General features: G+C 59.9%; 20 protein-coding genes. 8 read left to right on the top strand and 12 right to left on the bottom strand.

All coding sequences use genetic code 11. The annotated features are described in order from the left end of the window. Nucleotides 1-14 precede the first annotated feature (14 nt). Nucleotides 15-905, top strand: coding sequence for an ATP-binding protein (locus MKZ87_RS17620; RefSeq protein ID WP_085700061.1), 891 nt, complete (start codon nucleotides 15-17; stop codon nucleotides 903-905). Beyond that, entirely contained in the window at nucleotides 902-1384 is a 483-nt protein-coding gene (locus tag MKZ87_RS17615; RefSeq protein WP_085700063.1) for a GAF domain-containing protein, read from the top strand. The genes MKZ87_RS17620 and MKZ87_RS17615 overlap by 4 nt, the downstream gene beginning before the upstream one ends. Here MKZ87_RS17615 and MKZ87_RS17610 read toward each other — a convergent pair whose 3' ends face one another. The 8 genes from MKZ87_RS17610 to MKZ87_RS17575 all read right to left on the bottom strand — a co-directional run bounded on the left by MKZ87_RS17610 (nucleotide 1385) and on the right by MKZ87_RS17575 (nucleotide 12716). Beyond that, nucleotides 1385-4327, bottom strand: a complete 2943-nt coding sequence (locus MKZ87_RS17610) for an HD domain-containing phosphohydrolase (protein WP_085704430.1) — start codon at nucleotides 4325-4327, stop codon at nucleotides 1385-1387. A gap of 48 nt (nucleotides 4328-4375) precedes the next feature. After that, nucleotides 4376-8020, bottom strand: a complete 3645-nt coding sequence (locus MKZ87_RS17605; protein ID WP_266201419.1) for a transporter substrate-binding domain-containing protein — start codon at nucleotides 8018-8020, stop codon at nucleotides 4376-4378. Between the two features lie 8 nt (nucleotides 8021-8028). Then, a complete protein-coding gene (locus tag MKZ87_RS17600) occupies nucleotides 8029-8655 on the bottom strand; it encodes a response regulator transcription factor (protein ID WP_085700069.1) in 627 nt (208 codons plus the stop codon). Nucleotides 8656-8993: 338 nt separating this feature from the next. After that, nucleotides 8994-10322: a deoxyguanosinetriphosphate triphosphohydrolase gene (locus MKZ87_RS17595; protein WP_085704434.1), complete on the bottom strand. Its 1329-nt coding sequence runs from the start codon at nucleotides 10320-10322 to the stop codon at nucleotides 8994-8996. Nucleotides 10323-10390: 68 nt separating this feature from the next. Continuing rightward, entirely contained in the window at nucleotides 10391-11554 is a 1164-nt protein-coding gene (locus MKZ87_RS17590) for an EAL domain-containing protein (protein ID WP_085700073.1), read from the bottom strand. 123 nt (nucleotides 11555-11677) lie between these two features. Continuing rightward, a complete protein-coding gene (locus MKZ87_RS17585; RefSeq protein WP_064598290.1) occupies nucleotides 11678-12016 on the bottom strand; it encodes a hypothetical protein in 339 nt (112 codons plus the stop codon). Beyond that, the gene (locus MKZ87_RS17580) at nucleotides 12013-12399 is read right to left on the bottom strand and encodes a phage holin family protein (protein WP_085700075.1); all 387 of its coding nucleotides are present in this window, start codon (nucleotides 12397-12399) and stop codon (nucleotides 12013-12015) included. Before MKZ87_RS17580 ends, MKZ87_RS17585 begins: the two co-directional genes overlap by 4 nt. Before the next feature lie 2 nt (nucleotides 12400-12401). Next, nucleotides 12402-12716, bottom strand: a complete 315-nt coding sequence (locus tag MKZ87_RS17575) for a DUF883 family protein (RefSeq protein WP_085700077.1) — start codon at nucleotides 12714-12716, stop codon at nucleotides 12402-12404. 318 nt (nucleotides 12717-13034) lie between these two features. Here MKZ87_RS17575 and MKZ87_RS17570 point away from each other — a divergent pair, with 318 nt between their 5' ends. Continuing rightward, nucleotides 13035-14243, top strand: coding sequence for an ammonium transporter (locus MKZ87_RS17570; protein WP_085700079.1), 1209 nt, complete (start codon nucleotides 13035-13037; stop codon nucleotides 14241-14243). Here the strand turns inward: MKZ87_RS17570 and MKZ87_RS17565 are convergent. Then, complete coding sequence (locus MKZ87_RS17565; protein ID WP_085704436.1) at nucleotides 14240-15952, bottom strand: cation:proton antiporter; 1713 nt, start codon at nucleotides 15950-15952, stop codon at nucleotides 14240-14242. The genes MKZ87_RS17570 and MKZ87_RS17565 overlap by 4 nt on opposite strands. Before the next feature lie 191 nt (nucleotides 15953-16143). Between MKZ87_RS17565 and MKZ87_RS17560 the strand changes: the two genes are divergently transcribed. The 3 genes from MKZ87_RS17560 to MKZ87_RS17550 all read left to right on the top strand — a co-directional run bounded on the left by MKZ87_RS17560 (nucleotide 16144) and on the right by MKZ87_RS17550 (nucleotide 17826). After that, complete coding sequence (locus MKZ87_RS17560; protein WP_085700083.1) at nucleotides 16144-16380, top strand: glutaredoxin family protein; 237 nt, start codon at nucleotides 16144-16146, stop codon at nucleotides 16378-16380. Between the two features lie 165 nt (nucleotides 16381-16545). Next, nucleotides 16546-16863 (top strand): hypothetical protein, encoded by a 318-nt coding sequence (locus tag MKZ87_RS17555; protein WP_007955735.1) that lies wholly within the window; start codon nucleotides 16546-16548, stop codon nucleotides 16861-16863. A 69-nt stretch (nucleotides 16864-16932) separates the two neighbouring features. Beyond that, nucleotides 16933-17826, top strand: a complete 894-nt coding sequence (locus MKZ87_RS17550) for a pseudouridine synthase (RefSeq protein WP_085700085.1) — start codon at nucleotides 16933-16935, stop codon at nucleotides 17824-17826. An 83-nt stretch (nucleotides 17827-17909) separates the two neighbouring features. Here the strand turns inward: MKZ87_RS17550 and MKZ87_RS17545 are convergent, their stop codons facing one another. Both MKZ87_RS17545 and mobA read right to left on the bottom strand, forming a co-directional pair. Then, the gene (locus MKZ87_RS17545; RefSeq protein WP_039770418.1) at nucleotides 17910-18131 is read right to left on the bottom strand and encodes a YgdI/YgdR family lipoprotein; all 222 of its coding nucleotides are present in this window, start codon (nucleotides 18129-18131) and stop codon (nucleotides 17910-17912) included. A 78-nt stretch (nucleotides 18132-18209) separates the two neighbouring features. Continuing rightward, a complete protein-coding gene (mobA, locus tag MKZ87_RS17540; RefSeq protein WP_085704438.1) occupies nucleotides 18210-18812 on the bottom strand; it encodes a molybdenum cofactor guanylyltransferase MobA in 603 nt (200 codons plus the stop codon). A gap of 81 nt (nucleotides 18813-18893) precedes the next feature. Between mobA and moaB the strand changes: the two genes are divergently transcribed. Together moaB and glp are read left to right on the top strand one after the other, a co-directional pair. Beyond that, on the top strand, nucleotides 18894-19433 hold the full coding sequence (gene moaB / locus MKZ87_RS17535; protein WP_007955742.1) for a molybdenum cofactor biosynthesis protein B: 540 nt from the start codon (nucleotides 18894-18896) through the stop codon (nucleotides 19431-19433). Beyond that, nucleotides 19417-20643, top strand: a complete 1227-nt coding sequence (gene glp / locus MKZ87_RS17530) for a gephyrin-like molybdotransferase Glp (protein WP_085704440.1) — start codon at nucleotides 19417-19419, stop codon at nucleotides 20641-20643. Before moaB ends, glp begins: the two co-directional genes overlap by 17 nt. Nucleotides 20644-20699: 56 nt before the next feature. Here the strand turns inward: glp and MKZ87_RS17525 are convergent, their stop codons facing one another. Next, entirely contained in the window at nucleotides 20700-21008 is a 309-nt protein-coding gene (locus MKZ87_RS17525) for a hypothetical protein (protein WP_170929763.1), read from the bottom strand. Nucleotides 21009-21177 lie beyond the last annotated feature (169 nt).

The raw sequence follows: 21177 nt of genomic DNA, 5'->3' as shown, positions 1-21177 counted from the left end.
CCCGAGGAGAAGACGTGGATTCCCGATTGAATGCTTTTCTTGAGCGCGCCGAGTCGGTTCTGGCGCGGATCGAACCGCTGCTGCCGGCTCCACGCCCGGTCATCGACTGGGGTACCTGCCTGGCTGCACGCTGGCAGCGTGACGGTCGCAGCGGTTATCTGCTGCCGCTGGAAGTCAGCCTCGACATGCGTCTGTCGGACCTGATCGGTGTCGACCGGCAGCTGGAGCAACTGGGCCGAAATACCCAGCAGTTTCTCGACGGCATGCCGGCCAACCATGCGCTGCTGTGGGGTTCGCGCGGCACCGGTAAATCGTCGCTGGTGCGCGCGCTGCTGGCTGAACATGCCTCGGCCGGTTTGCGTCTGATCGAAATCGAGCGCGATCACCTGGCGGACCTGCCACGGGTGGTGGAGCAGATCGCCAAGCTGCCGCAGCGCTTTGTGCTGTTCTGCGACGACTTGTCGTTCGAGTCCGGCGAAGGCGACTACCGCGTGCTGAAAAGCGTGCTCGACGGCTCGCTCGAACAGGCGCCGGACAACGTGTTGCTGTACGCCACCTCCAACCGTCGCCATCTGGTGCCGGAAAAGGAAAGCGACAACGAAAACTGGAAGCGCGTCGATGGCGAGCTGCATCCGAGCGAGGCGGTGGAAGACAAGATCGCGCTGTCGGATCGCTTCGGCCTGTGGCTGTCGTTCTATCCGTTTACCCAGGAACATTTCCTCAACGTCGTCGAGCACTGGATAGGCCAGTTGGCCACCAAGGCCGGCCTGAGCTGGGAGCGCGACGAACAACTGGACATCCTCGCCGTGCGCTGGGCAACCGGTCGTGGCAATCGCAACGGACGTTGCGCATACCAATTCGCCCGTTACTGGGTGGGACTGAAATTGTTGGAGCACAAGGCATGATTGATTTGCAACAGAGCGGCCAGGGCCTCGAAGGCTATGGCATGTTGGCCGCGCAACTGGAGTCGCTGCTGGCGGACGAACGCGATTTCATCGCCAACGCCGCGCAGTTTTCGGCGTTCCTGTACAACCAGCTCGATGACCTGAACTGGGCCGGTTTCTACCTCAATCGCAACGAAGAGCTGGTGCTTGGCCCGTTCCAGGGCCAGATCGCCTGCGTGCGCATTCCGTTCGGTCGCGGTGTGTGCGGCGCGGCGGCTGCCAGCCTGCAGACGCAACGGGTCGAAGACGTTCACGCGTTCCCCGGCCATATCGCCTGCGACAGTGCGTCGAACAGCGAGCTGGTTGTGCCGTTGGTCAAGGACGGTCGTCTGATCGGTGTGCTCGACCTCGACAGCCCGAAGCTCGCGCGTTTCGGTGCCGAGGATCAGGCCGGGATCGAACAGCTGGCGGCGATTTTCCTGCGCCTGACCGACTGCTGATCACACCGCCAGGCCTGCCTTGAGCAGCACGGCCGCCGGGTCCACGGCATCGATCTGCCGTGGATCGAGAAAACGCGTGGCGTACTGCAGATACACGCCATCGCGAACGAACAGCCCGAACAGCTCGGCATCGATGTGAGCCTCGCGGCACATGGTGGCCATGATCCCCAGCGCTTCACTGAGGGACTTGGCCTTTTTGTACGGGCGGTCGGCGGCGGTCAGGGCTTCAAAGATGTCGGCAATCGCCATCATCCGCGCCGGCAGGCTCATGTCTTCGCGTTTCAGGCGCTTGGGATAACCGGTGCCATCCATCTTTTCGTGATGCCCCCCGGCGATTTCCGCCACGCTGTTCAAATGCCCGGGGAAGGGCAGGTGACTGAGCATCAGGATCGTCTGCACCATGTGGTGGTTGATGATGTAACGTTCTTCGCGGGTCAGCGTGCCCCGAGGAATGCTGAGGTTGTAGAGCTCGCCGCGATTGTATTTGTAAGGCGGCACGTCGAGCTTGAAGCCCCACGGATTGTCCTCCGGAATCAGCTCGCCCTCGGCGCGTTCCAGCAGATGTTCCTGCTTGTCCGCCAGCAGCGGTTCGCTGACCGGCAAGGTCGGTGCCGGGGTGCGTGCCTGACGCCGGTTCTCTTCCCACGACAAGCCCAGTCGATCATCCAGCGTGCGGGTCCAGGTACGTTGCGCAATACGTTGCAGACGTTGCAGATCGGCCTCGGCCATCGCTTCACTGCCCAGATTGCAGTGGGCGACGAATGCAAAATCGTCATCCAGTGCTGTCAGGGTTGCGTCGCGCAGCTCGGCCAGTTGCCGTTCATCGCCGCCCATGGCCACGGCTTGCCAGTAGCTGACCCATGCATCGCGCTTGAGCACTTCGAAGCGGGTGCGGATTTCATGAAGACGATCGTTCAGGGTTTCCAGTTTGGTGGCTTTGTCGACCACGTATTCCGGGGTCGTGACCTTGCCGCAATCGTGCAGCCACGCGGCAATATGCAGGGCCTCCCATTCGTCTTCGTTCGGCTGGTAGTCACTGAACGCCGGTGCCTGACTGGCCGCTGCGGCATGGGCGAGCATCAGCGTCAGCTCCGGCACGCGCTGGCAATGCCCGCCGGTATAAGGGCTCTTGGCGTCGATGGCGCCGGCCAGCAACTGAATGAACGCGTCCAGCAATTGTTTCTGCCGGGCTTGCAGGCGCTGGCTCTCGATACTCACCGCCGCCGCCCCGGACACCGCTTGCAGGAAGGCGATGCGATCGGGCCGCAGCTTTTCCAGATCGCTCGCCGTACCGCTGTCATTGATCAGCAGTACCAGCAGGCCGACGGTCTCGTTGTGCCGGTTATGCAGGCGGATACCGATCAGATGAGCCCTCGGCGATTCCATGGCCAGCAGCACTTTCTGCAGGTCGGTGGCCTGTTCGAAACCCAGATTGCTCACGACCGTGTTGGCGTTCGCCAGTTGTCGGAACCATTCGGGACTCGGAGCGGTGTCAAGGTTGTGCCCCTGAATATCGAACGCGGCCAGGCTTTGGGACTCGCCGTCGACCACCAGACCGCAGGGCTCCATGCGATCGCCATCGTTTTCGCGCAGATAAATCAGGCCCGCCTGGGCCTGGGCGATCTGCACGGTCTCGAACAGCACCCGTTGCAGCAGCGGGGCGAAGCGGGTTTCGGCGGTCAGACTGTCGGTGATCCGAAAGAAGCTGGCCAGAGTGTCTTTCATGCGGGCCATCGACAGACTCAACTGGTCGACCTCCAGCACCGGCGAACGTCGGGTCACGGGAAAATTGAAATCGAAACTGCGAATCGCGTCGGCCTCCTTGACCAGCGCATGCAGCGGCTTGACCAGAATTCGCGAGATCAGCCAGCCCAGCGGCAGGCACAGCAGAAGGGTGGCCAGCGTGATCAGCGCGCCTTGCCAGCGCATGCGATAGGCGTCGACCAGCAACTCGTCCTCCGGCACCAGCAACGCCATCTGCAAGCCCTTCGGCCCACCTTCCTGCAACTGGCTGCGGGCGACAATCCATTGCCGGCCGTCGGCCTTGATCCGATTGCCCTGGTGACCGGAAAACAAGGCATGCAGGGCAGGGCTCAAGTCGGCAGCCTTGGCCAGACGCGCGGTTCGGTCATCGACGATCAACCGGCTGCTGTCGGGATAGGCCACGGCATTGCCGTCGGCGTCGAACAGGACGATTTCCGTGGCGGGTGTCACCACGTGTTTGATCAGGGTTGCGGAGAGTGCGTCGAGGGTCAGGTCGGCGCCGATCACCGCGTCAGCACCGCTGCGCCGAGCCAGTGTCGTGCCGACGTTGCGGGTGGAGAAAAAGACGTAGGGTTCAGTGGTGATCTGTTCGGTCTGCTGCCGCGCGTTGATGTACCACGCCCGGCTGCGGGGATCATAAGGATCGTCGGGGTTGTCCTGCCGGCCGACCGGGGACAGGACCTGATCGAAGAACAGCGACTGCGAATGCGCCTGACCGCTGGCGTCGTGTTCGATGCTCCAGACCTGAAAAGCCGCTGCCTCGGGTGCCTTGAGCAGGTTTTTCAGCGCCGGCGTGCGCAAAGGACGAACCATGAAGAAGTCGCCGTTGCCATATCCCAGATACAGCGAGGCCAGATCCGGATTGTCCGTCAGGGACTGGCTGAACGGCTTGAGCAGCGCCAGGCGCGGTTCGAGACCGGAAGACCGGGCGGCAGGGGTGTCGGCCAACAGACTCAGCAAATGCCGGATCGGTGCATAAGTGGCTTGCAGATCGAGGCGTACATCCTGTTCGATGCGATTGAACAGTTTTTCGCTGCTCGACAGGATGATCTGTGTGGTCTGTCGATAGTTGAACAGACCCAGCACCACCCCGGTGAGCAACAGCAGAAAGGTGAACATGACGCTGATGTGCACATGCAGCGGGAACCGGCGTTGTTCCGGGCGCAGTGGGCTGGGCATTGCGGACTCTCCGTGTAGGTAAGCACACCGCTCAGCGTCCAAGCATAGTTAAGCCCCGGTCACTTTGCTCTGGCTGATCCGGTTCAGTTGCTGTTCCAGTGCCTGCTCCAGTTCCAGGATGGCAAGGCGGCTGGCCTGACAGCGACGCTCGATCTCGTCCCCCGGCAGCGCTTGCTGACAAGCCTGCTCAAGTGCATCGCAACTGTCGATCAGACGTGTGGCCTGGGCAATGCGTGCGGCGCCTTTGATCTTGTGTGCGATGACGGCCAGCGCAGGGCGGTCCCGTGTGAGGGACACAGTCTGCAACTCCTGCCGGTCAAGACGACTGCTGTTGAGCAGTTCTGCCAGCAGGCGGTGAGTCTGGGAGGGGTTGCCGCCGGTCAGCAGCGTGAGCCCTTGCAGATTGAACACCGGCGCACGGAACAACGGCTTAACGCTGTCGACCCATTGGCTCAGGCTGTTCAGGCTCAGGGGTTTGAACAGGCACTCGTTCATGCCGGCCTGTTTGCAGCGCTGGATTTCCTCCGGCTGGGCATTGGCGGTGAACCCCAGCACCGTGCACGCCGGGCGGCGGGTGAGCATTTCGTGCTGACGAATCGCCCGGGTCAGCTCATAGCCGTTCATGACGGGCATGTTGCAGTCGGCAATGACCAGATCGAATTCGCCGTTCTTCCATTGCTCCAGTCCGCGCTGGCCATCTTCGGCAATACTGAAGCGGTGCCCGAGGTACTCCAGCTGCTGGCACATCAGAAGCCGATTGGCCGGATGGTCATCGACCACCAGAACCGTCAAGGGGATGAGGGATGCCTGAATCTGCGGTTCGTCTTCTGCTCTCGCCACTTGCGCAGGCAGGATGGCCATCGGTAGCGAGACACTGACCTGTGTGCCGACTCCGGGCAAGCTGCTCAACCGCAGTTTTCCTCCCATCATTTCGCAAAGGTTGCGGCTGATGACCAGTCCCAGGCCCGCGCCGCTGACGGTTCGTTGTCCGCCGTTGCCGGCCTGGGCGAAGGGTTCGAACAGTCGCAACTGATCCTGCGTCGTGATCCCGATGCCACTGTCCTGTACGGTCAGTTGCACCATCGAGCGTTCCGGATCGTCGGTGGGTTGAACATCCAGCGTGATTTTGATGTGTCCTGCTTCGGTGAACTTGATGGCATTGCTGATCAGGTTCGACAGCACCTGCTTGAAGCGCAGCGGGTCGAGGTGTACATCGACATCCAGTTCCGGCGGAGAGACGGACATCGCCAGTGAAAGGTGTTTCTGCCGGGCGAGCCCTTCGAAGATTCTGACCACAGAACCGACGGTATCGATCAGGTTGATTCGCTCGGGGTTCAGACTCAGCCGCCCGGACTCGATGCGGGCAATGTCCAGGATGTCGCCGATCAGGCCCAGCAGATCCTTGGCAGAATGGTAGGCCGTTTCGATGCCGGAGCGATCCGGGTGAGCGTGATCCATGCGCTTGAGCGTCAACTCGAGCATGCCGATCACGGCGTTCATCGGTGTGCGGATCTCGTGGCTCATGGTCGCCAGAAACGTACTTTTGGCCCGATTGGCATCGTCCGCCTGCTCCTTGGCCGCGCGCAGCTCATCAAGCAGTTCGCGGCGCTCGCTGATGTCGATCCAGCCGCCGATGATTCCCTGAACTTCACCGCTGGAGTCCCGGTACGGCAGGATCCAGTGATAGATGGTCAGATGCCGGTTGCCGATCTGCAGCGGCCGGTCGAGCACCAGCGGTTTGCCCTCGGCCATTACCCGCTGATAGTCGGCTTGATACGTCAGGGCTTCGAAAGCATTGTTCGATGGCCCCTGCATCACACTTTTGCCAATGACGTCTTCGCGTCGGGCATTGAACGCCTGGAGATAGCTGTCATTGCAGCTTTTCAGCACGCCCTGGCGGTCACGCACGTAGATGGGGTGGGGGGTGCCGTTGACCAGTGCGCCCATGAATTCCAGTTGATCGTTCAAGGCTCGTTCGGCTGCCTTGCGTTGTTTGATCTGGCGGCGCATGTAGGCATTCCAGAACAGCGACAGCAGCAACAGCAGGCAGGCGCCGCCGATCGCCTGATAAAAAAAGCGCTGGTACTGATGCCATGTGCCTTGCGAAACGCTTGAGTAGCCACGCCAGCGACCATTGATGATGCCCAGTTCTTCGGGGGTGATGCTCATCAGCGACTTGTCGATGATCGAGCTCAGTTCCGTGTTGTCTCGAGCTGTGGCCAGGGAGAAGGCCGCCTGACGTGTGCCGATGGTGGTGGTGATCTGCAGTGGCTGTTCGAAAATGCGGGATGTGATGAAGTAGTTGGCGATGACCAGCGAGTTCACTGCGCCCTCGACCTGACCTGCGTCGAGTAACGCCACGGCGCTGAAGGTGTCCGGTGTTTCGATCAGTTGGATACGTGGAAATTCGGCCCGCAGGTATTCGATCATCGGATTGCCCTGGGCGATCGCCAGTCGTTTGCGTTTGAGCTGACCCAGGTGGGTCGGACTGTCGGCCGCTTTTCGGGTCAACAGGACATAGGAGTTTTCCAGGTAGGGGCGACTGAAGGTCAGGGTTTGCTCGCGCTGAGTGGTGGGCAGCAGGGCGGCGATAAGGTCGGCCTGGTGATTTTCAACCTGCTTGATCATCTCTGCATCGTTGCGGCTGCGGCGGACGTCGAAACGCAGGCCGGTGCGCAAGCGGATGAGTTCGAGCAGGTCGGCACTGATGCCGCGAAAGTTGCCATCACTGTCGAAGAACGTCAGCGGGGCGAAGGCCTCGTTGACGACCACACTTACCACCGGATTCCTTTTCAGCCACTGTTCTTCGCGTCGGGTCAGTTGCAGCTTCTGGTCTGTGAGCAGTGTGTCGCTGCCGACGCTCCAGCGCTTGGCGATGTTTTCGCGCTCGCTGCCAGGGACAGTCTTGAGCACGGTGTCGATGATTTTGACCAGCTGTGCGTTGTTGCGATGCACGGCGAAGCTGAACCCGTGAGCCTCGTGCTTGCCGAAATTGGCCATGCGGATGTTGTTCAGGTAACCCTTGCTGATCATGTAGTGCGTGGAAATGGTGTCGCCGAGAAACACGTCCGCCTGATCGAATGCGACGGCGTTGATTGCGTTCTGGTAGGACGGATAGGACGTGATGAGGGCTTTGGGATACATCGCCTTGACCTCATCCAGCGGCAGATAGTGATAGAGCATGCTCAGCCGCAGACCGGCCAGGCCTTCGGTCAGAGAGCGGGTTTCGCCTTCGCGGGTCACCAGCACCGGTTGATCGACGGCGTAGGGGCGGGACAGCACGATGTCCGGGTTTTCCGCTTCGAAGCCGTTGGATGTGCCGAGCATGTCGATGCTGCCGTCGATCAATGCCCGAATCGCGGCTTCTCGAGACGCGAAGCGCCTGACCTTGACCGGCAGACCGGTCGCCTGGCCGACCAGCCCCGCGTAGTCCGCCGTGAATCCCTCGAAGTCGTGCCCGCTGGTGGTCATGTCGAAGGGCGGATAGTCGGGAGCAGAGGCCCCAAGAATCAACTCATTGCGAGCGTGCAGCCACGCCATCTGCGCGGGCTCGAGCGAGACCGATATGGATCTGTCGGTCGAGCGCGCAAGCAGGACAAAGTCCTGGAAGGTAAGCGATGCAACCGTGACAGGTGCGCTGATACACAGGCATGCACTCAATGCAATCAGAAAACTCTTTAAGCGACTGGGCATGTTGGCTCTCACACGAGTGCGTTACGTTTGGCCATTTCGATAAGTTCTACAAGGGACTTGGCTTTGAGTTTTTGCATGAGGCGTTTTTTATAAGTACTGACGGTTTTATTGCTGAGAAACATGCCTTTGGCTATTTCCTTGTTGGTACGCCCTTGGGCAAATAATTGCAGCACCATCAGTTCCCGATCATTGACGGATTTGAAAAGTTCAAGTTCTACATAGCGCACATCATCTTGACGAACCGGATTCAAGGCCTGGCTGGGAAAGTAGTTGTAACCGGACAGTACGGCTTTGATTGCACTGACCAGTTCGCTCAGGTCTTCCTGTTTGCACACGTAACCCGAGGCACCTGACTGCATGCAACGTATGCCGAACAGGGTCGGGCATTGCGCAGTCAATACCAGCGTCTTGAATGGCGAACTCATTGCGTTGAAGCGGGACAGGACTTCCAGGCCGTCGAGTTTGGGAATGCTGATGTCGAGGATGATCAGGTCGGGCATGCATTCGCGAACCATCTGCATGGCATCGACACCGTTATCGGTTTCTCCGACGACTTTATAACCTTCATGCTCCAGCAGCATTCGAACGGCAAGGCGGATGACCGGGTGATCGTCGACAATAAAAACGGAGTTCATAATCAAATCCCATACGAGCGCAAATAAAGGGCGAACCTTAGCTCAGATGAATGAACGCTCGCATGAACTGGCAGGCCGTCAGCAGCAATCAGGGAGAAGTCCTACAAATAAAGAAGAATCAGACTACGTGTTAACTAGGTTTGACGTAGGTAGAGGCGTGAGATGTTCAAGAGTTGTTCTTGTTTAAGTTTGGAGGGGCGCAGTGCGGTCGATGCTGGAACTATTATCGGTTTTCCGGTTTCGCCTTCTTGAACATATAAAAAAAGAAGGGTCTGTCTTTTCGCCGTTATTGCACAAGACCCGCCCGATCCATTGCAGATTGGGCGGGGGGGCAGGCGTCAGTGGCTGGAACGGCCGGTCATTTCCAGCGCCATGTCGCTGGCGTAGCTGTCGGTCATGCCGGCGATGAAGTCGATCATGCGCAGGAACGATGTATGTAGAGGACCGTGCGGATCCGGTGCGTTGTTGCCCAGCAGATCGAGAATCCGGCGGCTCTTGAACGACGGCGTGCGGCCGTTGTGCTGTTCCAGGGCCGCACCGCAGAAGGCGTTGAGCAAAATCTCCAGGGTCGTGTAAGCACCAATTTCATGCAGGGTCTTGCGCTTGTCCTGAAAGATTTTCTTGCGGGCGATGTCCTTGGCGTTCAACACGCAGCGCTTGGCCGGACCGTGCATGTGCTCCACCAGATCCCCCGGCAGCGTACCGGCCAGCAGTGCGTCCTGTTGTTCGACGAAGGCTCGGGCGGCCGCGTTGGTCAGGTGTTCGATGGCCTTGCCGCGCAGGATTGCCAGTTTGCGCCGGCGTGAATCCTGCGGGCCGAGCTGGCGATAGGTTTCGGGCAGATCATCGCCGACCAGACCGAGCAGCAGCGACTCGACTTCGGCATAATCCAGCAGCTCCATTTCCAGGCCATCTTCCAGATCGATCAGGGCGTAGCAGATGTCGTCCGCCGCCTCCATCAGATACACCAACGGATGGCGTGCCCAACGTTGCTCTTCCAGTTGCGGCAGACCCAGCTTGTGGGCGATCTGCTCCAGCAACGGCAGTTCGCTCTGATAGCAACCGAATTTGTGCTTCTTGTAACCGAGGGAGTCAGCGTGTCGCGCGGTCCACGGGTACTTCAGATAGGTGCCGAGGGTGGCGTAGGTGAGTCGTGTCCCGCCGTCGAACTGGTGATATTCCAGCTGCGTGAGCACCCGGAAACCCTGGGCATTGCCTTCGAAGTTCAGGAAGTCACCGCGCTCGGCGTCGCTCATCGCGTCCAGCCATCCGCGCCCGGCAGCCTGCTGGAACCAGTGACGGATCGCGTCTTCACCGGAATGGCCGAACGGCGGATTGCCGATGTCGTGTGCCAGGCAGGCCGATTGAACCACCATGCCCAGATCGCTCGGTTCGCACCATTCGGGCAGGGCGCGGCGCAGGGTTTCACCGACGCGCATGCCCAGCGAGCGGCCGACACAACTGACTTCCAGCGAGTGGGTCAGGCGCGTGTGAATGTGGTCGTTGCTCGACACCGGATGCACCTGGGTCTTGCGCCCCAGGCGGCGGAAGGCGCCGGAGAAGATGATGCGGTCATGGTCTTTATGGAACGGGCTGCGGCCCAGTTCCTGCGGGCTGTGCAAGGGTTTGCCGAGACGTTCGCGGTTGAGCAGGGTATGCCAATCCAAGGCTGATTCTCTCCGTCTGGTGACTGATTCCCTAGCTTCCCGGTTCAGGCTGGCATCTGCAAGCGCAACTACAATCCTGCCGCATCGATGTCGATCAGCAGCAGGCGCTCGCCGTTATCGAAAAACTGTCCGGCGGTCAGGCAATACTGGTTGCTGGTGGCGTCGCGATAGGTGTTGGAAAGCGTCAGGCGCCGTTCTTCCCAGCCTTCGGCCAGCAGGTGATAGAAGTACGGGCGCCACGACCAGTTGTGGCCCAGGTAGCGATTGTCGGCGACCCAGCCGCTTTGTCGCCATTCCAGGTTTGGCGTCAGCTGGGTGCCGTGACGGTCGCATTGGTAAAAGCGCAGCAGCCACGGGAAGGCGTCGAGCTGTGGCAGGGCGCTGAGCGGGGCGCGGGCCTGGGCCCAGGTTTGCAGGATGGTCATGAGTTCGCCGAGCTGCTGGCGCATGAACATCCATCTGCTGCGTTCGGCCAGCTTCTGGCGCACGTAGGACTGGCGCAGCTCGGCAAAGCGCTCAACGAAGTCATCCGTGCCGAAAAGTGCCTCATGCGCCCGGGCGAACAGAAAACCTTGCACGTAGCGCGATCCGCACTCCAGCGCGAAATTCAGCTGCGCCGTGGTTTCCACGCCTTCGGCAATGATCCAGCAGCCGGTTTTTTCGGCCATTTGCGCGAGGGCTTTGACCACGTCACTGCTCGGGCCGCCAAGTGCGGCGGCCTGGAACAGGCGCATGTCGAGTTTGAGAATGTCCGGTTGCAGCGCCAGCACGCGATCAAGCTGCGAATAGCCGGCGCCGAAATCGTCGATGGCAATCCGGGCACCGGCATCGCGATAGCGGGCCACGACTTCGCTCAGGCGCTGGCTGTTGCCGCCAAGTTCAGTAATCTCGAAAACAATCCGCTGTGGATCGATACCGTGCCGTGCAAGCTGTTTCAGGCTCGGCAAGGCCTGGTCGGCACGCAAGCGACTGATCCAGCGCGGTGACATGTTCAGGCTGAGAAACCAGTCCGGCGGCGCTTCGTGCAGTCGGCTCAACGCGTTATCCCGGATCTGCCGGTCCAGTCGGCGCAGCGCGACGGCCGGGGTGCGCGGGTCGGCGAACAGCGGTCCGACCGATACCAGTTGGCCATCGGCCTGGCGCAGACGACCCAGTGCCTCGACACCTGCAATGCGTCCGGTGGCGGTATCGATGAAAGGTTGAAAGCAGGCGAGCGGTTGCCCGTCGATCACGGGGCCTCCTTGTCGTTCTTGTTCTGGTCGAATTCTGCCGGCCGGATAGGCGAGCGGGATTGAATCTCCGGATAAGAGATTCAATCCCGCTGATGTTGCAAGAATGCAGCCAGATGCGAAGGGTCAGCGTTTGCTCGAACTCTGCATGACCAGCTTGATCAGTGGAGCGAGGCTGGTGCCCAGGCGGATCAGTCGGGTCAAGCCGCCGACACCACCGCTTTTGGCTCCTTTTCCCGTGATGAAGCCCAGCAGCGTCACGGCCGCCACGCCCCATAACGGCGCGTGCTTGATGCCGAAACCGCCCTGCAGGTTTTGCGTCATGCCACGCATGCGTTGCAGTGGTTGCAGGACCTGGCCGGTTTCGTGGCGGATTTCCTGACGATGCATTTCCATGCGCAAACGGATCAGTGCCTTGCGCATTTCCCGGCGTGAGCTGTTGTGCGGAAGTTCAGGCAGGCTCATGGCAACAGGCGCTCCCGGTCGTTGGCCAATTCTTCCAGCGTGCCGTGGAAGGGCGAGGATTCATCGAAGATCGCGGCCTTGAGACGCAGCGCGCAAAAGATTGCTGCCAGGGTATAGAACACACACAGACCAATGATTGCAGCCAGGCGATAGGTGTCCCAGAACACAATCAGGACAAGCGTCGACAGGCCAACCAGCAACAGCAGCGCAAACACCAGCGCGAGGCCGGCGAACAGCAACAGGCTGACGGTACGTGACTTCTGCTCCTGCAATTCGATACCGAACAATTCGACGTGGCTGTGCAGCAGACCGAGAACGGCGGCGCCCAGACGTCGTGTGGAGGAGGCAGTGCCCGTGTTCGGGCCGGATTCACCGATCGACATGATCAGCGCCGCGTGGCCAGCAGGCCGATCAGAAACCCTACGCCGGCGGCGATGCCCACCGATTGCCAAGGGTTGGCGGACACATATTCCTCGGTGGCGTTGACCGCAGCCTGACCGCGCTCGCGCAGAGTCTCTTCAGTCAACTTCAGGGTTTCCCGTGCGCGCAGCAGGCTCTCGTGGATTTGCTCGCGCAACTCGTCAGCCTGATCACCGGCCAGCGTGGCGGTGTGTTCCAGCAACCGTTCAGTGTCGCTGACCAGCGTCTGGAAGTCGTTCATCAGGATTTCTTGAGCAGTCTTTGCCTTGATGCTGGCCATGGGGGATCTCCGTAAGTGGCGTTTTGAAGCAGCGTTCTGAAGCGTTCGAGTATGAGCCAAGTGTGAAGGTTCAGTGCAAATGGCTGGTACAACTTTTGCTGTGTCGTGGTGCGTCGATCGGTAGCAGTGCGCTGTTGCCGGGCGCGAACCCGGGCAAAGCATGGCCCGGACGATGAGGGTTCATGTCAGCCCATCGACCTAGTGCGCCAAAGCGGTTCACCGAACGACCGGATCAGTAACTGCGCAGCCGCAACTTGGTGCATGAAATGTGCGCATGAACCGCTTTGGTGCCTTTTTCAGCTTCGGGTCTGCCTCCTCATGGAAAATCTGCAAAGCGCTGTGGACACACTGGTTCACAGTTCCAACACGTTGTTCATTCTGATCGGTGCGGTCATGGTGCTGGCCATGCATGCCGGATTCGCGTTTCTGGAGGTCGGAACGGTTCGCCAGAAAAACCAGGTCAACGCTCTGTCGAAGATTCTCAGCGACTTCGCGGTGTCGACGCTCGCCTATTTCTTTATAGGCTATTGGCTTTCGTACGGGGTGACCTTCCTGCAACCGGCGGCGGTGCTCAGTGCCGATCATGGTTATGGACTGGTGAAGTTTTTCTTCCTGCTGACCTTTGCAGCGGCGATCCCGGCGATTATCTCCGGCGGCATCGCCGAACGGGCGCGGTTTGTGCCACAACTGTGCGCCACGGCACTGATCGTAGCGTTCATCTACCCGTTTTTCGAAGGCATGATCTGGAACGGCAACTACGGCCTGCAAGCCTGGCTGACTGCGCAGTTCGGTGCAGCCTTCCATGACTTTGCAGGTTCTGTGGTGGTGCATGCCATGGGCGGTTGGCTGGCGCTGGCGGCGGTGTTGCTGCTCGGGCCGCGCAACGGGCGCTATCGTGACGGCAAGCTGGTGGCGTTCGCGCCTTCGAGCATTCCGTTTCTGGCATTGGGTTCGTGGATTCTGATCGTCGGCTGGTTTGGCTTCAACGTAATGAGCGCGCAAACCCTGCAGGGAGTCAGCGGACTGGTGGCGGTCAACTCGCTGATGGCGATGGTCGGCGGCACGGTGGCGGCGTTGATCGTCGGGCGCAACGACCCGGGCTTTCTGCACAACGGTCCGTTGGCCGGGCTGGTGGCAGTGTGCGCCGGTTCCGACCTGATGCACCCGGTCGGCGCGCTGGTGACCGGCGCGATTGCCGGTGCCCTTTTTGTCTGGTGTTTCACGGCGGCGCAAGTCAAATGGCGGATCGATGACGTGCTGGGTGTCTGGCCGTTGCATGGTCTGTGTGGCGTGTGGGGCGGCATTGCCTGCGGGATCTTCGGCTCGACCGCGCTGGGCGGACTCGGCGGCGTAAGCCTCATCAGCCAGTTGATCGGCACCGCCCTTGGTGTGGCGGTGGCGCTGATCGGCGGGTTTGTCGTCTACGGTTCGATCAAGGCACTGCATGGTTTGCGCCTGAGCCAGGAACAGGAGTACTACGGCGCCGACCTGTCGCTGCACAAGATCGGCGCGGTGAGCCAGGACTAGGTTTCCTCATCGTCGGCTCCGGGGTAAAAACCGTGAAGCAGGCGATAACGATCGATGCGCACCTGATCGACTTTCTCCTGAACCCGATGCGCAGGAAACCCCAGCAGGATCAGCGCATGGGAACCGAGCATCAGGCTCGACTCCAGCAGCTCCGGCACCACTTCACTGGCGCCGGCCGCTTTCAGCTCGGCCGACTGGCTGTCATCCCGGGTGCGTACCAGAATCGGTACTGTCGGGTTGAGGCGCCGGGCCTCCTTGAGAACCCGCAAGGCAACGTCAGCTTGATCCACGGCAATGACCAGCAACCTGGCGCGCAGCAAGCCGACGGCGGTCAACAGATCGCCGCGGGTTGAATCGCCGTAGTGGACGTCGCGTTCGACGGTGGCGGCTTCCTGTATTCGCACCGGATCGTTATCCAGTGCGACGTAGGTTTGCCCGGCATTGCGCATGAAGCGCCCGATCGACTGACCGACACGGCCGTAGCCGCAGATCACCACATGCCCGTCGAACCCGGCATTGAGGGCGCTGATTTCCTCGATCTGCGCTTCCTGATTGGGTTTGCGGTGCAGGGTGGCGGCGATGCGCGGTGCGGCGCGTAACAGCAAAGGCGTCAGCAGCATCGAGCAGAAGGTGGCGGCGAGCAGCAGGGCGCCGAGCTCGGCGGGGAGCAGCCGGTTCTGCTGCATCTGCGCCATCAGGGCGAAGCAGAATTCTCCGCCCTGGGCGAGAGCAAGACCGCTGCGCCAGGCCGTTTCACTGTCGCTGCCGCGCCATTTCACCAGCAGCGTCACCACCAGGCCTTTGATCACCAGTAAACCCAGGGTCATGCCGATAATCTGCAGGCTGTGACTGGCGAACAGTTGCAGGTCGATCAGCATGCCGATACTGACGAAAAACAGCCCCAGCAGAATGTCGCGAAACGGCCGGATATCGGCCTCGATCTGATGCCGGTAATGGCTTTCGCCCAGCAGCATGCCCGCGAGGAACGCGCCGAGGGCCGGAGACAGGCCCAGCAAGTGGGTCAGCCAGGCCGTCAGCAGCACAATGACCAGTGCCAGCAACACGAACAGTTCCGCCGAGCGGGACGCCGCGACTTCCTGGAACAGGCGTGGCAGCAGCCAGCGACTGGTCAGCAACAAACCGAAGAACAGCAATACGGTCTTCGACAAGGTCAGGGGCAGCGCCCAGTACCAGGCCTGATCACTGCTGCCGGCGAACACCGGCACCAGCGTCAGCAGCAACACTGCCACCACGTCCTGGAACAACAGCACGCCCACCGCGTTCTGGCCATGGCTGCTGAAAATTTCGCCGAGACTGCCCAGCTCCTTGGTCACAATCGCCGTGGATGACAACGACAGGCCGGCGCCCAGCAGCAAGGCCGGTGTGGCAGGCATGCCCAGCAGCATCAGCACGCTTCCCAGCAGCACCGTGGTGATCACCACCTGCTGGCTGCCCAGTCGGAAAACTACCTTGCGCAGGGCAATCATTTTCGACAGGGAGAATTCCAGCCCCAGGGAAAACAACAGAAACACCACACCCAGTTCGGCAAGATCCGGCAAATGTTCGCTTTCATTGATCCAGTCGAACGCGTTCGGCCCGACCATCAACCCTACGCACAGATAGCCCAGCACAGGTGGCAGGCGCAGGCGACGGAACAGGGCAATCATCACCAGGGACGACGCCAGAATGATCAGCAGATTGGCAAACACAAGACACTCCGGGACAGATCAGGCTCTTCAAGCGTAGAGGTAAAAAACACCGGAGCATCGCGCAAGCGGCGATTTTGTGGGCTGATTTACGTCAGGGTTTTGCCAAGGCCGGTTTTCGCACCGGATGGGTGGGTCGACGGGCCTTGTGAGCGGGCCTAGAATGATCACTCGATTTTTGGGGTTGAACGCACATGCTTCCTGAATGCCAGTTGTTCGGCACCCTGGGGTGCCATTTGTGTGAAGTCGCAGAGGCCGAACTGATGCCTTTTGTCGAGCATGGTCTGCTGGTGGAACTGGTGGACATTGCTGACAACGAATCGTGGTTCGAGGCTTACAGCCTGCGCATCCCTGTCCTGCGCAGGGTTGATACCGGCGCGGAACTGGGGTGGCCGTTCAGCGCCGATCAGGTGGTGGCATTCCTGCGTTAAGGTTTTTTCCTCTTCTGCGTTGATGGCATTCGTCACCTTCGCTCAATCACGGCTTGGCACCTTTCGGGTTATTCGGTTACTGTATGCGCATACAGTAATTGGATTGGCCTGCCATGCCGTTTTCAGGCATTGCTCAGGCCAAACCGGATGTCAGAGGGAGCAACCGTGGTCAATGTCGAACAGTTGAAAAGCAGCGTGAACGGGATGTCGGTTGACGTGGTGCGCGAGGCCGTCCACGAATTGCGCCTGGACGGTCTGGTCACGGAAGGCAAGACTCCCTTCAACAAGCTTCATTTCAATACGTGCTTTGCCGAGATCGAGGCATTGTTCCAGCGTGCCGGCTATCACAAGCAGCTGGATGTGGTTGGGTATCAGGGTTTGTTGTACGCCTTGTACGATCCGGGTCGTTGGGATGCCGTGGATGTGTTGCGCTGGCTCAAGGAATTTACCGAGGCGGCGGCGCTCAAATCGATCCCCGCCTGATTCCGCGCTAGGTCTGCTGCGTCCGGTGTTGGATAATGCCGCTCTGCTTTGAGGGTTCGAGTTTTCCGTATGTCCAGCACACCCACGTTTTCCGCCGCACAGAATCAGGCCAGCACGCTGTATCTGCCCCCCGGTAGTTGGCGGACAGTGCTCGACTGTCTGTGTGAGCATTTCAGTGCCATAGGGCGCGATCAATGGCTGGATCGAATCGCCCGGGGCCGGGTGCTCGATGGTCAGGGGCAGCCGATCCCGCTGGATTTGCCCTACAAGGAAGGGCTGCGCATTCACTATTTTCGTGAAGTGCCGGATGAAAAGCCGATCCCGGTGGTCGAGACGATTCTGTACGCGGACGAGCATCTGGTGGTGGCCGACAAGCCGCATTTCCTTCCGGTGACCCCGGCGGGCGAGTACGTCGAACAGACCCTGCTTCGCCGATTGATCCGGCGCCTGGACAATCCTCATCTGGTACCGCTGCACCGGATTGACCGGCACACGGCCGGGCTGGTGATTTTCTCTGCCAATCCACAGACGCGGTCGGCGTATCAGTCGCTGTTCCCGACGCGGCAAATCGAAAAACGCTATGAAGCCATTGCTGCCGCGCTGCCCGGGCTGGAATTTCCGTTGGTGCACAAGAGCCGCATGATTGACGGTGAACCGTTTTTCCGCATGCAGGAAGGACCAGGTGTGAGTAACACCGAAACGGCGGTGGAGGTTCGTGAAAAGAACGGCGAACTATGGCGGTACGGACTGTATCCGGTGACCGGCAAGAAGCATCAGTTGCGGGTACACATGACGTCGCTGGGGGCGAGCATCTGCAATGATCCGTTTTACCCCGAAGTGCTCAAAGACGTTGAGGATGATTATGCCAATCCGCTCAAGCTGCTGGCGCAGGGGTTGCGGTTCATCGATCCGGTCACAGGGCAGGTGCGCGAGTTTGAAAGCCGGATCACACTGGACTGGTGATCCCGGGTATCGACCCTTATCTGTCAGACACGAAAAAGCCCGCATGTTGCGGGCTTTTCTGTATCCGCTGTCGAACTGAAAGCTTACAGCTCTTTGACAGTGCGGACCTGGTCCTTGTTGATGCGAGTGTGCTTGCCGTCCAGTTGCTCGAACTCGTAGAAGCCCGAATCTTCATCATACTTAGGGGCGTCGACAGCCTGGATTTCGCGACCGTCATTCAAGGTGATCACTGTTGGCGAAGCGCAACCGGCGAGGGTGGCGAGGCCCAGTGCGAGCATGAAAGTGGCGAGGGTCCGTTGAGTCATGAGTGTGTCTCCGTAGGGAAATTCTTTTGGTTACTGAGCTTGAGACGTATACAAGGCGTGCAAGTTCCTTGAATGCTGTCAGTCTGACACAGTGTTGTGCGAACTCAACAGTTCAGGGGTGTTGAGATTGGCCAGGCGTGGATCGTTGTCAGGGCAAACCAGGGCCTGGGCATCAAGTGTGCGCATCACCCGGCCGGGGCTGCGTTCTCCTGCGTTCCAGGCGTTTTCGAAAGCGGGCAGGAGCGCCACCGGGATCACGCAAAGCAGCGGTTCCCAGTGATCGTCATGTCGCAACATTAAAGGTTTTTCAGAATTCAGACTGGCCGCCTCGCGCATGCTGTGCAGCAGCGCAAGATCGATTCGCGGAACATCGCAGGGCAGTACCAGCAGGTGAGTATGGCGCGCGGCTTTCAAGCCGGCGCGAATGCCAGCCAGGGGACCAGGAAAGTCTTCCTCGTCATCGCTCACCAATTGGTCAGCGAATGGCGCATAGCGTTCATGATTGCGGTTGCAGGAAATGATCAGATCATCTGTCAGCGGGCGAACCTTGCGCTGCAGATGTGCGATCAGCGGTTCACCGTGCCATTCCACAAGTCCCTTGTCCTGGCCGCCCATTCGCTGACCGCGCCCACCTGCCAGCAACAGGATGGAACAAGGTGACAATGGCGTGTTCGAGGTCATGGCAGCTCTCTGCAGGGGCGGCGAAAAAAGGGGGCGCTGTGATATAACACCGGGCTGTTTCTCCTACAACTGGACGAGCCTATGAAAGCCAAGGCTGATGTACCTTTCGTACCGCTCAATATCGCGGTACTGACGGTCAGCGACACCCGAACTCTGGAAACCGATACTTCCGGTCAGGTTTTTGTCGACCGTCTGACGGCCGCAGGCCACCATCTGGCGCAGCGGGTGCTGCTCAAAGATGACCTCTACAAGATCCGTGCGCAAGTCGCCCACTGGATTGCCGAAGACGTCGTGCAAGTAGTGCTGATTACCGGCGGAACCGGTTTTACCGGCCGTGACAGCACCCCCGAAGCGGTAGCTTGCCTGCTGGACAAGCAGGTCGATGGTTTTGGTGAGCTGTTTCGTCAGATCTCGGTGGCGGATATCGGCACCTCCACCGTGCAATCCCGGGCTTTGGCGGGACTGGCCAATGGCACGCTGGTGTGCTGCCTGCCTGGCTCGACCAACGCAGTGCGCACCGGTTGGGATGGCATCCTCGCCGAGCAACTGGACTCACGCCACCGCCCATGCAATTTCGTCACTCATTTGAAACAGGCGGCGCCTTGTGAATCCCGTGGGTAAGCCGGGCAAGACCGGCAGCCTGATGCCGGTTGAAGAGGCATTCGCGCGGTTGCTGGAAATGGCCGAGAGCTCGCGGATTGTCGAATACGAGTTTTTGCCACTGGCTCAGGTTCAGGGGCGGGTGCTGGCGCAGGATCTGATTTCGACACTGGATCTGCCGCCGTGGCCGAACAGCGCCATGGACGGTTATGCCTTGAATCTGGCTGACTGGACCGGCGAGCCGTTGCCGGTCAGTCAGAAGATTTTCGCCGGACAGGCGCCAGAGCCTTTGAAACCGGGCACTTGCGCCCGAATCTTTACCGGCGCGCCGGTGCCTGCCGGTGCGGACTGTGTCGAGATGCAGGAAAACACCGAGATTCATGCCGATGAACGCGTGAGTTTTACCGAGGCGATGGTGGCCGGGCAGAACATTCGTCCACAAGGCCAGGAAACGACGGTCGGTGAGTTGGTATTGCCCGCCGGAACCCGGCTCGGTCCGATCGAGCAGGGGTTGGCTGCATCGCTGGGTTGTTCAGGACTTGAGGTAGTCCGCCGGGTTCGTGTGGCGGTACTGTCCACGGGTGATGAGTTGGTCGAGCCGGGCACGGCATTGGGGCCGGGGCAGATCTACAACAGTAACCGGGTGTTGTTGTGCAGCTGGTTGCAGCGCTTGGGATGTGAAGTGGTGGATGCCGGTATTCTGCCTGATGACCTGCCTACCACCCGCGCGCGACTTGGAGCGCTTCAGGATGTAGATCTGATTCTTTCAACCGGGGGTGTATCTGTCGGGGAAGCTGATTTCCTTGGAATCGCCTTGAGGGAAGAGGGCGAGCTGACGCTCTGGAAGCTGGCAATCAAACCTGGCAAACCGCTGACGGTCGGGCATTTTCGTGGTGTCCCTGTGGTTGGATTGCCGGGAAATCCTGCTTCGACACTGGTGACTTTTGCCTTGTTGACCCGACCTTATCTGTTGCGTCGCCAGGGCGTGCAGGATGTCGAACCACTGAAGTTTTCAGTGACCGCAGGCTTTGCCTGGCCTCAGGCCGGTAATCGCCGTGAATTTCTGCGCGGACGTCTGGAGCAGGGGCAAGCGATTATCTACCGTAACCAGAGCTCGGGCGTCCTGCGCAGCGCTGCCTGGGCCGAGGGGTTGGTGGAAGTGCAGGAAGGGCGAGTCCTGGCCAAGGGAGACCAGGTGCCGTTCATTCCACTCAGCGAACTTCTTGGTTGATTGCAGGCATATGAAAGGCAGGCACTGTCGCTTAACGGTGCCTGCCTTTCAACTGATCAACGGCTGAGCAGTGTAAGCAGTTGATCGAACCGGCTGTTGGCAATCCAGCCCAACAGTCCGAGCACCATCGCTGTCGCGCCTGCCGAGTAGGCCAGGCGATGTTTGATGGCTTTGACGTCTCCCCTGACTTCGTCCATATCGCGTCGAATGTACTTCAGGTGAGTTTCCAGCTCGGTGACACGCGGCTCCATATCGCTTTCTCCAGCATTTCTGGCGCTGCATTTGAATTCGTCTTTGAGACTGGCGCGACTTTCGGAGAGAGAGGCAACCGGACTCACGGATAGTCTTGCTTCATGGCTTTGCATGGAAATGTCCACCTGTGGCCATTGAGGGCTGTTGGCAAATGCCGGAATGCAAGAAATCGAAAATCCTGAAACTGTATCCACTCATTACATGCACATCCTTGTGTAATTGAATTGAAGATCTCTAACGCCGACACACGTTGTACCAATGACCTGGCCGGGTCAATTGAGC

The sequence above is a fragment of the Pseudomonas sp. MCal1 genome (genome assembly GCF_026341415.1).
Taxonomy (GTDB): domain Bacteria; phylum Pseudomonadota; class Gammaproteobacteria; order Pseudomonadales; family Pseudomonadaceae; genus Aquipseudomonas.
The sequence above is the reverse complement of the archived record's forward strand: the minus strand, read 5'-3'. Positions and strand labels throughout refer to the sequence as shown.

Bases quoted from the DNA above. Each gene is read 5' to 3' on its own strand.
- mobA (WP_085704438.1), bottom strand. From the start codon at position 18,812: ATGACCTCGAACACGCCATTGTCACCTTGTTCCATCCTGTTGCTGGCA.
- MKZ87_RS17605 (WP_266201419.1), bottom strand. From the start codon at position 8,020: ATGCCCAGTCGCTTAAAGAGTTTTCTGATTGCATTGAGTGCATGCCTG.
- MKZ87_RS17545 (WP_039770418.1), bottom strand. From the start codon at position 18,131: ATGACTCAACGGACCCTCGCCACTTTCATGCTCGCACTGGGCCTCGCC.
- MKZ87_RS17615 (WP_085700063.1), top strand. From the start codon at position 902: ATGATTGATTTGCAACAGAGCGGCCAGGGCCTCGAAGGCTATGGCATG.
- MKZ87_RS17560 (WP_085700083.1), top strand. From the start codon at position 16,144: ATGCTTCCTGAATGCCAGTTGTTCGGCACCCTGGGGTGCCATTTGTGT.
- MKZ87_RS17610 (WP_085704430.1), bottom strand. From the start codon at position 4,327: ATGCCCAGCCCACTGCGCCCGGAACAACGCCGGTTCCCGCTGCATGTG.
- MKZ87_RS17550 (WP_085700085.1), top strand. From the start codon at position 16,933: ATGTCCAGCACACCCACGTTTTCCGCCGCACAGAATCAGGCCAGCACG.
- MKZ87_RS17525 (WP_170929763.1), bottom strand. From the start codon at position 21,008: ATGCAAAGCCATGAAGCAAGACTATCCGTGAGTCCGGTTGCCTCTCTC.
- MKZ87_RS17585 (WP_064598290.1), bottom strand. From the start codon at position 12,016: ATGAGCCTGCCTGAACTTCCGCACAACAGCTCACGCCGGGAAATGCGC.
- MKZ87_RS17575 (WP_085700077.1), bottom strand. From the start codon at position 12,716: ATGGCCAGCATCAAGGCAAAGACTGCTCAAGAAATCCTGATGAACGAC.
- MKZ87_RS17580 (WP_085700075.1), bottom strand. From the start codon at position 12,399: ATGTCGATCGGTGAATCCGGCCCGAACACGGGCACTGCCTCCTCCACA.
- MKZ87_RS17570 (WP_085700079.1), top strand. From the start codon at position 13,035: ATGGAAAATCTGCAAAGCGCTGTGGACACACTGGTTCACAGTTCCAAC.
- moaB (WP_007955742.1), top strand. From the start codon at position 18,894: ATGAAAGCCAAGGCTGATGTACCTTTCGTACCGCTCAATATCGCGGTA.
- MKZ87_RS17600 (WP_085700069.1), bottom strand. From the start codon at position 8,655: ATGAACTCCGTTTTTATTGTCGACGATCACCCGGTCATCCGCCTTGCC.